We start from the raw sequence: 14,222 nt of genomic DNA, 5'->3' as shown, positions 1-14,222 counted from the left end.
GGGGCCTCCTCCCCCGCAACCTCAACCGGAGTTACGCGCATGCGTTCCTGCTCCCTGCCAGGAGAGAACGGCCCCGCTCACGGGGCCGCCTGCACGCCGTCCCAACAGGCGACGCTGGCCCTGGCCGCCCTGGGCATCGTCTACGGCGACATCGGCACCAGCCCCCTCTACACCATCCAGGAGTGCTTCCACGGCCTCCACGCCATGCCCGTGACGCCGCAGAACGTCCTGGGTGTGCTCTCCATGGTCTTCTGGTCGCTGATGATCGTGGTCAGCCTCAAGTACGTGGTCTTCATCCTTCGCGCGGACAACAAGGGCGAGGGCGGCATCTTCGCCCTGCTGGCCATGCTGCGCGGCGGCCCGGCCAGCAAAGGCAAGCACTGGCCCCTGATGCTGCTCATGGCCGCCTTCGGCGCCGCCCTGCTCTACGGCGACGGCGTCATCACCCCGGCCATATCCGTGCTCTCCGCCGTGGAGGGCCTCAACGTGGCCACCAAGGCCGCGGCCGATTTCGTGGTGCCCATCACCTGCGGCATCCTCGTCACCCTGTTCATGTTCCAGAAGCACGGCACGGCGGCCATCGGCAACGTGTTCGGCCCGGTCATGGTGCTCTGGTTCCTGGTGATCGGCGGGCTTGGGCTCTACTCCATCCTCATGGCCCCCGGCATCCTCCACGCCCTCAACCCGGCCCACGCCGTGGAGTTCTTCGCCCTCAACGGCTTCCACGGCACCCTGGCCCTGGGCTCCGTGGTGCTGTGCATCACCGGCGGCGAGGCCCTCTACGCCGACATGGGCCACTTCGGCCGCACGCCAATCCGGCTCTCCTGGTACTTGATCGTCCTGCCGGGGTTGCTGCTCAACTACTTCGGCCAGGGGGCGCTCCTGCTGCGCAGCCCGGAGGCGGCCTTCAACCCGTTCTACTCCATGGTGCCCGAGGCCGCGCTCTACCCCATGGTCGCCTTGGCGACCATGGCCACGATCATCGCCTCCCAGGCCATGATCTCGGGCGTGTACTCCCTGACGCAGCAGGCCATCCACCTGGGCTTCACCCCGCGCATGCTCATCGTGCACACCTCGCACAAGGCCATCGGCCAGATCTACATGCCCAGCGTCAACTGGGCGCTCATGTTGGCCTGCCTGACCCTGGTGGTCACCTTCGGGCAGTCGAGCCGCCTGGCCGGCGCCTACGGCATCGCGGTGACCGCCACCATGGCCATCACCTCGGTGCTCTACTTCGAGGTCACCCGCGTGAACTGGGGCTGGCCCCTGTGGAAGAGCCTCCCCCTGCTGGTGCTCTTCCTGGCCTTCGACTGCTCCTTCCTGGGCGCGAACCTGCTCAAGGTGGTGGACGGCGGCTGGATCACCCTCTCCATCGCCGTGGCCCTGCTGACCCTGATGGTCACCTGGCGCGACGGACGCGCCCTGCTGGCCAGGCACTACAGCAACATGCGCATGCCCCTGGACATCTTCCTGAGAGACATGGCCGACTACAAGCCGCTGCGCACCTCGGGCACGGCCGTGTTCATGTCCATCTCGCCCGAGGGCGTGCCCCACACGCTGCTGCACCACTTCAAGCACAACGAGGCCCTGCACGAGCGCGTGGTGCTGCTCTCCATCACCTACGCGGAGGTGCCCCAGGTGCCGCGCGACGAGCGCCTGACCATTCAGGACCTGGGCCAGGGCTTCCACCGGATCGTGGCCCGCTACGGCTTCATGGAATCCCCCCAGGTGCCCGAAATCCTGGAGCTGGCCACCGAGAAGGGCCTGCCCATGGACGTCTACTCCACCTCGTTCTTCCTGGGGCGCGAAACGCTCCTGACCACGGGCGACTCCCGCATGTCCAACTGGCGCAAGGTGCTCTTCACCTTCATGTCGCGCAACTCCTGGAACGCCACGTCGTTCTTCAACATCCCGCCGGGACGCGTGGTGGAGCTGGGCAACCAGGTGGAGCTGTAGCGGGAAGAATATCAGGGAGGCGCCGCCTCCCCGAACCCCTCTGCCCAGGCTCTCGGGCAGGGGAGTGACTCCCCTGCACCCCCAATCATGGTCCGGCGGTCTGCCGGGAATCTGGGGCGGGAACGCACACATCAAAAACAAAACGCCGGGAAGACCCGGCGTTTTGTTTTATTGGAGATAAGAAGGGATTGGCGAATCAGTCTTTGCCGCCCCGGCGCGCAAGCTCCAGCTCGGCCCGGGCGATCTCGTCCCAGCCGAAGCGGCAGGCCACGCAACCGGCCTGCTCCACCAGCTCGGCGCGGCGGGCCGGGTCCTCCAGGATGCGCAGCACCTCGGCGGCGAAGCCCCGCACGTCGCCCTGGGGCAGGCGCACCATGCCGCCGGGGAAAATCTCGTCGTAGATGGCCAGGTCGTAGGCGACCACGGGCAGCCCGCTGGCCATGGCCTCCACGGCCACCTGCCCGAAGCTCTCGTAGTGGCTGGGCATGCAGAAGCACCCGGCGTTCTTGAGCAGGCGCACCTTCTCCGCGCCCTGTTTGAAACCCAGCAGGTCCACGTTGCCTGCGAGCCCGGCCGCCGCGATCTCATCCCCCAGGCGCTTGAACCAGGCGTCGCTGCCCCCGCCGATAACGGCCAGGCGGGCGTCCGGGCGCTTGTCGCACACCGCGCGCCAGATCTTCACCAGGTCCAGGAGGCCCTTCTGGGGGTGCAGGCGGCCCAGGAACACGCCGTCGTACTTCGGCGTCTCCGGCAGGACCTCCACGTCGCTGAAGGCCCCCACGTCCACGCCCATGGTCACCACGGTGACGGCCTTGGGGTCCACCCCGCGGGCCAGCAGCGTGTCGCGGTCCAGGCTGTTGAGCACCAGGAGCCTCGCCCCGAACAGCCTGGCCAGCCCCACGGCCAGCATCTGGGTGGACCAGTACAGGAGCCCCCGGATGGTGGGCACGCGCCAGCGAGGGCGGAACACGTTCTCGTAGCCCTTGAACGGGTTGGGCGCGATGAGGAACACGCACACCGTGAGCGCGGCCCTGGGGTTGCGGATCTTGGCCAGCAGGGCGGGGATCAGGTCCACCAGGAAGTCGGAGGGCGCGTATACGGCGTCCACGGGCTCCGGGTAGGGCATGAACAGGCAGCGGAAGAGCCGCCAGAGGTACGTCTTGAGCACGTTGCCCAGGCTGTCGGCCTCGCTCTCGAAGGGCTCGGGGAACACCTGGTACTCCATGCCCCGCACGTCCTGGGATTCGAAGACGCCGATCTGGCGCTTGGGCAGCATCACGGAGAGGCGCTCGCCCCCGGCCAGCCAGCGGCGGGCGATCTCCGAGAAGCGGACCTCGCTGCCGTCGCGGTTTTTCGTGTTCACGCGGCCCATGGCCGGGATGAATATGCGCATATGAGTCTCGTGCCTCCGGCGGCCAGGGAACTTCGTTCCCTGGACCCGTTATTGCTTCGCGGGCTTCGGCGCGCCCTTTTTGAACCCCGGCAGCGCCACCACGGCCAGCCCGGCCAGGATCAGGGCCATGCCCGCCATGCGGCGCGGGCCGAAGGTCTCGCCCATGGCCAGCTTGGCGCAGACCGCCCCGAACACGGGGATCAGCAGCGAGAACGGGGCCACCGTGCCCGCCGGGTAGGTGTTGAGCAGCTTGCCCCAGCCCCCGTAGCCGATGATTGTGGCGAACACGGTCAGGTAGAGCACCGCGCCCACCCCCGAAAAATTCAGGTGCGTCAGGGCCTGCGCGATGCGCTCCTGCCCTTCGAAAGCCCAGGACAGCCCCAGCAGCGGCAGCGGCGGGATCAGGCTGAGCCAGGCGATGAGCCCGAGCATGTCCACCTTTTTGGCCCCGCGCATGAGGATGTTGCCCACGCTCCAGAACATGGCCGCCCCCAGGATGAGCAGGAAGCCGGCCAGGGTCACGCCGCCCGCTCCGGCGGTCATGCCGATGAGGCCGAGCCCGGCCAGGGCCACAAGCGACCCGGCGGCCTGGCGCATCCCCGGCTTCTCGCCCAGCACCAGGGCCGCCACCGCGATGGTGATGAAGGCCTGGAACTGGAGCACCACCGAGGCCAGGCCCGGGGGCATGCCCACGGCCATGCCCAGAAAAAGCAGGCTGAACTGGGCCACGAACCAGGCCAGCCCAAGCGACACCAGCCTCGTCCAGGACATGTCCGGGCGGGGCAGGAAGGGCGCGAGCAGGGCCACGGGCACGAAGCGCAGCGCGGCCAAAAGCAGCGGGGGGAAGGAGTCCAGCCCCACGCGGATGACCACGAAGTTGCCGCCCCAGAGCGCCACGACCAGCAGGGCCAGAAGAATATCTTTGGGTTTCACTGCTCTTTTGCCGCTTTCAGGAAGATGCCTCCGGCGGGCAAAGAGGGCGCTGCCCTCTCTGCACTCTCCCGCCAAAGGGACTTCGTTCCTTTGGAATCCTACATCGCTTCGCGTCGATCACCGGCTGCACTGACTGACAGCAGGCTCTGATATAAAGTGTACCTATCGCCGCTTGCGGCGATGGCGGTCCGCCGGGGCGAGCGCCGCTCTAGGCGCGGTCCCGGCGGCATCCCCCCGCGCCCCCCTGCACAACCCGCACGAATCCCGCGAAGCCGTCGCCGGGTCCAGGGGGAGGCCCTCCCCCTGGCGGGTGCAGGGCAGCGCCCTGCCGGGGGTCCGGGGGCTGGCCCCCGGCTCTTCGCTATCTCTTCTTCCGCGCCAGCTCGTAAATCCCTTCCAGCTTGGCTGCCACGGCGTCCCAGTTCAGGGTCTCCTCAATGAGCCTGCGGGCGTTCTCACGGATGGCGTCCCGCTTCGTCTCGTCCGTGAGGGCCTCCACGACCTTGACCCCGAAGGCCTGGGCGTCGCTGACCGGGGCCACGTAGCCGCAGTCGTTCTCGGTGAGGAAGCGTTCGATCTCGCCCACGGCGTTGGAGACGATGGGCACGCCCGAGGCCAGGTAGTCACCGAAGCGGATGGGGAAGCGGGCCTTCTCGATGGGGTCGTCGTCCATGGGCAGCAGCAGGGCGTCGGCCGCGGCCAGATAGGCGGGCACCTCGGCGGGCGGCTTCTCCCCCAAGCGGAGGATGCGGCCGTCGGCGCGTTCCACGTAAGGCTGCAGACGGCGCTCAAAATCAGCCGGGATGTGCATCTTGCCCAGGAAGGCCAGGCGCAGCTCGGGCACGTCCTGGCGGGCGCGCTCGTAGGCGTCCAGCAGTTGAAAGAGCGACTCGGTGTAGGTGTGCCCCATGGAGAGCACCATGGGAGCGTCCCCGGGCATCATGGCGTCCAGCCCGGTGGCGGCGCGGGCCTGCATCTTGTCCAGCGGGCTCCTGCCCATGGTGGGGCAATTGGGAATGTAGTGGATGCGCGCGTCCGGCACACCGGCGGCCCGGAAGGAGTCCATGAGCATGGCGCTGGCGGCGGTGCACTGGCGGGCCATGCGGGGCATGGTGTCGTTGCACCAGCCCACGAAGCGCTGGTAGAGCCCGGGGTGCTGGTTGGCGAAGCCGCCCTTCCAGAGGTCGTCGTGGTCGAGCACTATGGGCAGGCCCGGGCGCAGGTAGTGCGCGGCCAGGGTGGGCACGGCCATGGGGTGCAGGGGGAAGGCGAAGGTGTGCAGCACGTCGCACTTCAGGGCCAGGGCGTAGGCCGTGTTGTAGAGCATCCGCAGGCTGTGCAGGGTGTGGAAGCCCTTCAGCCGGTACTTGGGCAGCAGCACCGTGGTCAGCCCGCCCTCCACGCGCTTGGTGGTGGCGAGGGTGTCCTCCCGGTTGGCGCACAGCAGGGTGACCTTGTGCCCGCGCCGCACCAGGCCGCGCGCCAGGTGCACGCAACGGAAGTAGGTGCCGTAGTTCTCCACATTGTGGTTCAAAAAGAGAATATGCATCGTGGGGTCTCGTCCGTTTCAACCAGGATTATGTGCGGCGGCGCGCCTTGGCGCGCGGGGGACGTTCGCCGGATTGCGCCCCGGCGTCAAGGGGTTCGTTTTTTGCGCCGCCCGCGCGGCACGGCCCATGCGGCCAGCCCGAGGCAAGCCGACCCGGCCAGCGCCCAGACCGCCAGGGTGACGCGCTCACCCAGGGAGCGCAGGCGCTGCGGCGCGTAGAGCACGTCCACAGGCCCCTGCCAGCCGGTTTCCGCGGGCGAGAGATAGGCGTTCATGAACCCGTAGGCCTTGATGGGGGCGCGCTCGTCCGCCCGCCAGTTCGGGTTGTGGCTCTCCGAGAAGAGCAGCACCCGCCCGGACGCCTGCGGGGCCACGGCCTTGTAGTGGGCCTGGTCCACGCGCTCCAGGGCCAGGGGCGGCGTCGGCTCGTGGAGTTCCTCCGGCCCCTGGCGCAGCACGATCAGATCGCAGGCTTCGTCCGGCCCGCCCGGCGCACCCTGCACGGTCAGTCGCGCGGGGGCGTCCGGCCCGGCGTCCACCGGGCCGAGGTCGCGCCAGTGAGGGCCTTGGGGGCCGAGAATGCGCGCGCTGGCGCGGTACTGGCCAGGGCGCGGGGGAGACGCCTCGAAGGCTGCGGGCAGGGCCACGCCCTGGCCCATGCAGACCGGGCCGACAGGGCTTTGGGCCTTGAGGCGCAGCCGCATGGGCGTGTTGGGAGAGTTGGCCAGGGAGTGCAGCTGGGCCTGGCGCATGCTCACGCGGATGCGCACCGTGCGGCAGGCGGCCTGCACGTCGGAGCGCATGCGGCGGCCGTAGACGTCCTCCCAGGCGTTGCCCATGCCCCCGGCCAGCTCGAACAGCGGGCGGTAGGGGCCGCCGTCCACGGACCACTCGGCCCGCACGAAGGAGACGCCCTCCGGGTCCCCGAACAGGCGCGGGTAACATTCCAGCTCGAAACCGGAGGCGGGCCGGGGCAGCTCCACGGCGAATTCGGCCACGCCGACGTCCGATCCTTCGGCGGCCAGCATACCCGCGCCCGCGCCGTCCACGGACTCCTGGCGCAGGTTCGCGGTGGCCAGGGAGATACCGGGCAGCTCGGCCAGCAGGGGCTCGTCCCAGGAGTCGGCCGCCAGATGGGAACCGGGCAGCGCGCAGGACGCGGCCCCGAACAGGGCCAGCGAGCCGCGCGCGGGCGGGAAGGCGGCGTCCATGGCGGCGCGCGCCTCGCCCAGGACGGCCTCGGGCACGGCCAAAACCCCGGAGACCACGGCCCCGCGCCCGGGTGACTCGAAAACCAGCGTGCCCCCGGATTCAGGGGCGAGGCCCAGGTCGACCCAGCGCCAGCCCCGGTCCAGCAGCTCGGGCCTGTCCGCCGGGCGCAGCTCGCGGCCGTCCAGGCTTGCGGAGGGTCCCCACTGGCCGGGCACGGCGGCCACCCGGGCCAGCAGGCGCAGGGCGCCGCCCTTGGGCAGGGGCACCTCAAGGCGGGCAGGGCCGTCGCTCACCAGCGCGGCCCCGTTGAGCGGCGAGCCCTCGAACCAGATGTGCCGGTCCCAGCGCTCGGCCAGGGAGGCCCAGCCCGGGGGCAGGGCGCGGCCGGCGGACGCGGCGGGAATCCAGGAGCCGGCGGGCAGCCAGGGCAGCAGCAGCTCCGGCCAGGATGCGCCCCAGGAGCGCAGGCCGCCCGAAGCGTCGCCCAGGCCCGCCAGGGTCTCTCCCTCCGCATCGGTTCCGAAAACCTGGGCCTCGGCGGCGAAAAGATCCCCGGGCAGCTCGGCCAGGCCCGCCAGCAGGGGCGCGCCCCCGGAGGCCAGGGCCAGGGTGCGGGCGGTGCGCAGGCGCGGCAGGTACCCGGCATTGTCCAGCACCGTGAACGGGCCGCGGCTCCACTGCGGGTCCGGGCGCAGGTCGCGCTGGGCCGCCAGGAAACGGGGCAGGCTGTCGCCCGGATCGGACAGCGTCTCGGGGCCGCGCTTCACGCGGGGCATCCAGCCGAAATCGGAGTAGCTGAGCGCCGGAACCGCCGCGTCGTAGACCACGCGGCGCACCGCGCCCAGGCCCAGCAGACGCCCGAAGGAGTCCGTGAGCGGCTCGGGCCGGTTGACCATGGAGAGCAGGAAGCGCCCGAATGGCTGGCCCACGAAGGTGGGGCCGATCAGGCTGTCCTTGCCCAGCAGGCCGAAGTTGCGGGTGAGCGAGGTGGCGGGCGGCGCGGGCACGTCGCCGGTGGGCCCTGCCACGGTGGGCAGCACCGTGATGCGGTAGAACCCAGGGTCGTCGTGGAGCGCCCGCACCAGCTCGCGCTCCTCGCCTGGCAGGTGCTGGAGCATGAGCGACATGGTCTGGGTGGTGGCGTTGCGCGGCACGGTGAGCGCCCCGCTCCACCAGGGCCAGAGGTAGACTCCGGCGGCCGAGGCGGCCAGCAGCCCGGCCAGAACGCCGGGCCAGCGGTAATCCCGCCAGAAGGATCGCCGGCGCACCGCCTCCAGCCCCAGGCCCACCATGAGCGCCAGGCCCGCCTGGTAGAGCGGCAGCCAGCGCATGGGCCGGGCCATGAGGAAGAAGACCATCTGCACCCGGGCCAGCAGCCCTTCATAGAGGATGCGGCCGGGCCAGGTCTGCACGCCGGAGAGCATCCAGAACCCGCCCAGCAGGCACAACGCCCCGAACCACTTGAGCGAGCGCGGCCTCACCGGGGCCATGAGACCCAGCAGGGCCAGGCCCAGCAGGGCGAAGGCCGAGACGATCCAGGGCTCGCGGAACGCGCCTTCCACTGGGTAGGCCTGCTCCGTGCCCATGCCCAGGTTGTCGGTGTGTCCGATCATGGCCATGCGGGGCGGGGCGGAGAAGTCCTTATAGAGATGGAGGTAGTGGGCGCGCACGTCCTCCATGCGCTGGTTGTACTTGGCCCCGGCCGAGCCGGTGGCGGCGGCGGGCAGCAGCCAGTGGGCCTGGGCCCCGAGCACCACGCACCCGGCCACGGCCAGCACGGCCAGGGGCCGCGCCCCGCGCGCCGCGATCACGGCGGCGACCGCCCAGACCAGCAGGAACGCGGCCGTGAGCACGATGCCTATGGGCGAGGCCGAAAACCCCAGCGCCCCGGCCATGCCGCAGCCCAGGGCCCAGGCCCAGAAGGCCGGGCCTCTTGCGGAGGCGGCCCGCTCCGCGAAGTAGACGGCCCAGGGGGCCAGGGCCAGGGCGAAGCCGATCTCGAAGCCGTGGCCCGAGATGGCCATGGTGTATGTGCGCGGGTTGAACTGGCTGAGCAGGCATACCGCGAGGCTGGACACGAGCCCGAGCCCGAGCCTGCGGCAGAGCAGCCAGTATCCGGCCGCCCCGGCCAGGGCGTAGAGCAGGAAGTGCAAGCGGGCCAGGGCCGCGCCGCCCAGGAAGGAGAGGCCCCGGCGCATGAGGGCGTCGAAGGCCCAGTAGATGCCGTTGAACGTGGCCGGGGAGCCCAGCTCGAACACGGAGGACCAGGCGTCCTTGGAGATGGAGCCGTAGGCCTCCAACTGCGTGGGATAGGGGGGGATGGTCTGGTCCCAGTTCTGGTAGACGTAACCCGGCTCGAAGAGCAGGCCCCGGTACGAAACCACGAACAGGCCCGCCACCAGGCAGCAGGCGGCGAGGAGGCCCCACAACGAGCCCGGGGGCGACCCGGGGACGGAGCGGTGCGGGGGGCTGGGGCGTGCGCTTGTCACGCCGGGTCAGTGCCACGCCCGGCAGGTTTTGAAAAGGGCCGGGAGGAGCGGGATCGCACGGGCGCGCCCGGAGCAGTTCCCGATTTTCTTTTTGCCGGAGCTGGGGTACTCAGGGAGGGCGCCTGACGTTCCACGGGGCCGGTGAGGGCCGGGACGACTTGTTACAAATTGCACAAGCAGCGGCGCGCCCATGAGGCGGACCCCGCCCGCCCACGGGGCATACCCAAAAAAAATCCTGAAAAAAACCAGCGTGAACCCTTTGGCGCGTTGACGTAAAGAGCGCCCTTGTGGTAGGCCAGCCGGACTTGTGAAGCAATGCACGAGTTCCGGGGCCGCACGGGAACGCCTCCGAGAGGCACGCGAGAGGCCCGGATGATCCTTAAAAAACGAGACAAGTCTAACTGGGACGGCATCGAGAAAGCCGCCATGATGGGCACGAACTTCGTCGCCCACACGGTGGTCGGCCTGGTGATCGGCTACTATTTCGACAAGTGGCTGAACACCGCGCCCTGGGGGTTGATCGTCTGGCTGCTGCTGGGCATCGTGGCGGGCTTCCGCGACATGTACCTGCAGGCCATGAAGATCACCCGCTCTCAGTCCCTGGGCGGCCCGCATTCCGTTAAGGACGCGGGGCAGGATACAACCCAGGACAAGTCCCAGGCGGACGCCGCCAAGCCAGAGGTGGCCCCGGAGGAGAAGCCCGGAGGGAAGAAGGATGCGTGAGCGCCTCGATTCTCTTCTGGAGCGGGCCGGGTTCCACCACGCGGAAGGCCGCGAACTGGTGCGGATGCAGATCGCCATTGCCACGGGGCTGAGCCTCGCGGCGGTGTCCATCTCCGAGCTGTCGGACTGGGGATGGGCCTTCATGGGCGGTGCGGCGCTCATCACGGTGAACTTCTGGTGGCTGGTCAAGTACGCCCAGAACGTGATGAGCAACGCGGCGGGAGCCGCGGGCGGAGCGTTCTTCAGGTTTTTCGTGCGCCTCGGCGTCACCGGGGCGGGGCTTTATGCGATGATCGTCGAGGCGGGGTGGCCTGTGTGGGCCATCGTGGCGGGGACGATCACTGTGATGGTGACCATTCTGGTGTGGGGGGCCCGTAAAAGGGCCAGGTCTAACAGCGCGAAGGAGGCCTAGGGCTATGGCTGGCGGATTGGAACATCCGGTATTGTTTTTGGAAATGGCGGCCAAAGGTGCGGGGCTGAACATCCCCAACGAGGTTCTCTTCGCCTGGTTGGCCATGGCCTTGCTCATCACCCTGGGCCTTATCACTTCTTCCAGGCTGCAGATGGTGCCCGGCGGGCTTCAGAACTTCTTCGAGTACATGATCGGAGGGCTGGAAAACTTCACCGTGGAGACCATGGGTGAAGACGGCCGCCGCGTATTCCCGGTTCTGGCCGGCATCTTCATGTTCATCCTGACCTGTAACTTCATGGGCCTGGTCCCGGGCTTCGACTCGGCCACCAACGCCATCAACACCAACGCGGCCATGGCCGTGTTCGTGTTCGTCTACTACAACTACTGGGGCATCAGGAACTGGGGCCCCGGCTACATCAAGCACTTCATGGGCCCCATGCCCGCGCTGGCTCCCATGATGCTCATCCTCGAATTCATGAGCCACCTGGCCAGGCCGCTGTCGCTCACCCTGCGACTCTTCGGCAACGTCCGCGGCGAAGAACTGGTTCTGATGCTGCTGTTCATGCTGGCGCCCATCGCCGCCACGCTGCCCATCTACTTCCTGTTCACGCTTGCCGACTTCATCCAGGCCTTCGTGTTCTTCATGCTGACCCTGATCTACCTGAAGGGAGCTTTCGAACACGCCCACTAAACCGGGGGAAATGGTCATTTGACCAAACAACATACCACATTCGAGGAGACTACTCATGCGTAAGGTTCTTTTCACCGCTCTGAACACCGTCGCCCTGCTGGGCCTGGCCTCCCTGTCCTTCGCCGCTGACGGCTCCGCCGTTGGCGCCATGTCCGCCTGGGGCGCCGCCGTCGGCATGGGCCTGGCCGCTCTGGGCTGCGGCATCGGTCAGGGCATCGGCGTGAAGGGCGCTTGCGAAGGCATGGCCCGCAACCCCGAGATCGGCGGCAAGCTGACCACCACCCTGATTCTGGGCCTGGCCTTCATCGAATCCCTGGCCATTTACGCCCTGGTCGTCTGCCTGCTGCTCATGTTCGTTAAGCCCTTCGGCGCTTAATCACGACATGTTCGCCGGGAGGTCCCGCTGGGACCTCCCGGTTTTTTCTTCCACCCGATCCCCCCAACTGCCCATATGGTGAAGAGCGAACACATACCGCGCGCCACAATCCAGCGACTGGCCCTCTACGTCCAGGTGCTGGAGACCTTCCGCCGGGAGGGATCGGAGGTCGTCTCCTCCGAGACCCTGGCCAAGGCGTGCAACGTGAACCCTTCCCAGATTCGCAAGGATCTCGCCTACTTCGGCGAGTTCGGCGTCCGCGGGGTGGGCTATTTCGTCCAGGATCTCATCTCCTCCATCAAGCAGGCCCTGGGCGTTGACCGGGTCTGGAAGGCCGCCCTGGTGGGCGTGGGCAACCTGGGCAAGGCCCTCTTGCGCCATCAGGACTTCCCGCGCAGGGGCTTCCACATCGTGGGCGCCTTCGACTGTGACCCCTTCAAGATCGGCGAGGAGGTCTCCGGGCTGGAGGTCATCTGCTCCAGACGGCTCAAGGAGAAGGTTGAGGAGCTCGACATCGAGATCGGGCTGATCACCACCCCGCCCGAGCGCGCCCAGCGCGCCGCAAACTACCTGGCGGACGCGGGCGTTCGGGGCATCATCAACTTCGCTCCGGCCCGCCTGACCCTGCCCGATGACATCCACGTGGAATACGTCGATTTCTTCCACCACCTCTACGCCGTGGCCTTCAACCTGACCCTGGACAAGGCCGAAAAAGAATAGCGTCGTTCCAACGGGTCCCTCAATTTTCAGGCCTGATTTTCTCGAGCACATTTTCCTCGTTTTCGGCTATCTCCCCATCATCGCCCGGCGTCCCAGCCGAGACTCGCTCATTGAGGAGGCACCATGCACCGTCACGTCGCGCTGCTGACCGACTTCGGCCTGGAAGACCCCTACGTGGGCCAGATGAAGGGTGCGCTGGCCATGCACGGGCCGTGCGTGCCCGTGGTGGACCTGTGCCACCACGTCGCCCCCTACAACACGCTCCAGGCCGGTTTCATCCTGAGGGCCAGCTACGCCCACTTCCCGCCCGGCACCGTGTTCGTGAACGTGGTGGACCCTGGTGTGGGCGGTGACCGGCGCATCGTCATCCTGGAAGCCCTTGACCGCTTCTTCCTGGCACCGGACAATGGCCTGCTGACCATGATGCTGGATGCATCGCCGTCATGCCGCGCCCACTCGGTGGACATGTCGCATTTCCCGCGCGCCTCCTGCACCTTCCACGGCCGCGACATCTTCGCCCCCCTGGCCGTTCGGCTGGCCCTTGGGGCGGCCCCGGACGTGCTGGCCCAGGCCATCGACCCGGCGGGCCTCGTCCGGCTGGACAACGCGCAGGCCAAGGCCACGCCTTACGGGGCGATGGCCCACGTGGCCCATGTGGACCGCTTCGGCAACTGCCTGCTGAACATGGACATCGCCACATGGGAAGAGAAGCTCGCATCCACCAGGACGCTGCGCATGGGGAACGGTCCGGCCTTCAGGCTGGCCACAACCTACGCATCGCTCAATCCCGGAGAGGTGGGCTTCATCGCCGGGAGCCAGGGGGTCATGGAGCTGGCCATGGGGCAGGCCAGCGCGGCCGAACGCCTGAACCTGAGCTTGGGCGACACCCTGAACCTCCATTTCGATTCCGGCGGGATATCGTGAGCCTGGGACTCTTCGGGGCCAGCCTCTCCTTCCTGACGCGCCTGGGCAGACCGCGCATCCTGGCCGAAGGCGAGTTCGCGCGCACCCTGCCCTGGTTCCCTGTCGTAGGGCTTGCGGTCGGGCTGCCGGCCGCCGCTCCCGGCGCGCTCGGGCTGTTCGCCGGGTACCCCTTGATCCTGGGCTGGCTGGCCGTGGGTTTGAGCCTCTGGCTCACGCGCGGCCTGCACGCTGACGGCCTGGCCGACGTGGCCGACGCCTGGGGCAGCGGGGCTGTGGGCGAACGCTTCTGGAACATCATGAAAGACAGCCGCGCCGGCCCCTTCGGGGTGCTGGGGCTGCTGATGGGCCTGGGCGGGCAGGTGCTGGCCTTCGGGGAACTGGCCCGGCAGGGACGGTTCGGGGCCATCGCCTGGTGCTTCGTGCTGGGCCGGGCGTTGTCAGTGCTCGCCCTGGCCGCGAACCGGAACCGGGTGCGGCCCGGATTGGCGTCGCTGTTCGCTCCCGGGGCCACGACCGCCGTCGCCGGGTGCGTTGCGGCCCAGGCCCTGGCGGCTGGGCTGCTGCTGGACGGCTGGCGCACTGTGCTGATCGCCGCCCCGCTCTGCGGCGTGCTGCTCTGGAGGATGAGCGCGCTTTCCCGCAAGCAGTGCGGGTTCAACGGGGATTTCATGGGCGCGGCCATCGTGGCTGGGGAACTGTTGGGGGCGCTGGCCGCGCTGGTTTGATCCGGCTTGGTCGGCCTGATCCGGCCTGGATATTGAATATTTCGCTTATTGTAGCCTCCTTGGGGCGCTCCGCTGGCGGGGGCCATCCGATATATTTGAAGAATATCGAATGGCCCCCG

12 protein-coding genes are annotated in these 14,222 nt (G+C 68.5%); 8 read left to right on the top strand and 4 right to left on the bottom strand.

The annotated features are described in order from the left end of the window. The first annotated feature begins 39 nt into the window (after positions 1 to 39). Positions 40 to 1,956: a potassium transporter Kup gene (locus MLE18_RS07105; protein WP_243368713.1), complete on the top strand. Its 1,917-nt coding sequence runs from the start codon at positions 40 to 42 to the stop codon at positions 1,954 to 1,956. Between the two features lie 196 nt (positions 1,957 to 2,152). Here MLE18_RS07105 and MLE18_RS07100 read toward each other — a convergent pair whose 3' ends face one another. The 4 genes from MLE18_RS07100 to MLE18_RS07085 all read right to left on the bottom strand — a co-directional run bounded on the left by MLE18_RS07100 (position 2,153) and on the right by MLE18_RS07085 (position 9,532). Continuing rightward, on the bottom strand, positions 2,153 to 3,349 hold the full coding sequence (locus MLE18_RS07100; RefSeq protein WP_243368711.1) for a glycosyltransferase family 4 protein: 1,197 nt from the start codon (positions 3,347 to 3,349) through the stop codon (positions 2,153 to 2,155). Positions 3,350 to 3,397: 48 nt separating this feature from the next. Beyond that, the gene (locus MLE18_RS07095) at positions 3,398 to 4,282 is read right to left on the bottom strand and encodes an EamA family transporter (RefSeq protein ID WP_243368709.1); all 885 of its coding nucleotides are present in this window, start codon (positions 4,280 to 4,282) and stop codon (positions 3,398 to 3,400) included. A gap of 361 nt (positions 4,283 to 4,643) precedes the next feature. Next, complete coding sequence (locus tag MLE18_RS07090) at positions 4,644 to 5,831, bottom strand: glycosyltransferase family 4 protein (protein WP_243368708.1); 1,188 nt, start codon at positions 5,829 to 5,831, stop codon at positions 4,644 to 4,646. An 86-nt stretch (positions 5,832 to 5,917) separates the two neighbouring features. Beyond that, complete coding sequence (locus MLE18_RS07085) at positions 5,918 to 9,532, bottom strand: hypothetical protein (RefSeq protein ID WP_243368707.1); 3,615 nt, start codon at positions 9,530 to 9,532, stop codon at positions 5,918 to 5,920. Positions 9,533 to 9,904: 372 nt separating this feature from the next. Here MLE18_RS07085 and MLE18_RS07080 point away from each other — a divergent pair, with 372 nt between their 5' ends. The 7 genes from MLE18_RS07080 (at position 9,905) to MLE18_RS07050 (ending at position 14,103) form a co-directional block, all read left to right on the top strand. After that, positions 9,905 to 10,255: an AtpZ/AtpI family protein gene (locus tag MLE18_RS07080; RefSeq protein WP_243368706.1), complete on the top strand. Its 351-nt coding sequence runs from the start codon at positions 9,905 to 9,907 to the stop codon at positions 10,253 to 10,255. After that, complete coding sequence (locus MLE18_RS07075; protein WP_243368705.1) at positions 10,248 to 10,667, top strand: ATP synthase subunit I; 420 nt, start codon at positions 10,248 to 10,250, stop codon at positions 10,665 to 10,667. Before MLE18_RS07080 ends, MLE18_RS07075 begins: the two co-directional genes overlap by 8 nt. A 4-nt stretch (positions 10,668 to 10,671) precedes the next feature. After that, complete coding sequence (atpB, locus tag MLE18_RS07070) at positions 10,672 to 11,358, top strand: F0F1 ATP synthase subunit A (protein ID WP_243368704.1); 687 nt, start codon at positions 10,672 to 10,674, stop codon at positions 11,356 to 11,358. Between the two features lie 55 nt (positions 11,359 to 11,413). After that, positions 11,414 to 11,734 carry an ATP synthase F0 subunit C gene (gene atpE, locus MLE18_RS07065; protein WP_243313628.1) on the top strand — a complete coding sequence of 107 codons (321 nt, stop codon included), beginning with the start codon at positions 11,414 to 11,416 and terminating at the stop codon, positions 11,732 to 11,734. A gap of 78 nt (positions 11,735 to 11,812) precedes the next feature. After that, a complete protein-coding gene (locus MLE18_RS07060) occupies positions 11,813 to 12,454 on the top strand; it encodes a redox-sensing transcriptional repressor Rex (RefSeq protein WP_243438214.1) in 642 nt (213 codons plus the stop codon). Positions 12,455 to 12,577: 123 nt separating this feature from the next. After that, positions 12,578 to 13,378 (top strand): SAM hydrolase/SAM-dependent halogenase family protein, encoded by an 801-nt coding sequence (locus MLE18_RS07055; RefSeq protein WP_243368701.1) that lies wholly within the window; start codon positions 12,578 to 12,580, stop codon positions 13,376 to 13,378. Beyond that, positions 13,375 to 14,103, top strand: coding sequence for an adenosylcobinamide-GDP ribazoletransferase (locus MLE18_RS07050; RefSeq protein ID WP_243368700.1), 729 nt, complete (start codon positions 13,375 to 13,377; stop codon positions 14,101 to 14,103). The genes MLE18_RS07055 and MLE18_RS07050 overlap by 4 nt, the downstream gene beginning before the upstream one ends. The last annotated feature ends 119 nt before the right edge of the window (positions 14,104 to 14,222 follow it).

Origin of the sequence: Fundidesulfovibrio soli (genome assembly GCF_022808695.1) — a bacterium.
GTDB classification, from domain to species: Bacteria; Desulfobacterota; Desulfovibrionia; order Desulfovibrionales; family Desulfovibrionaceae; genus Fundidesulfovibrio; species Fundidesulfovibrio soli.
This window is presented reverse-complemented; position numbering and strand designations above follow the sequence as displayed.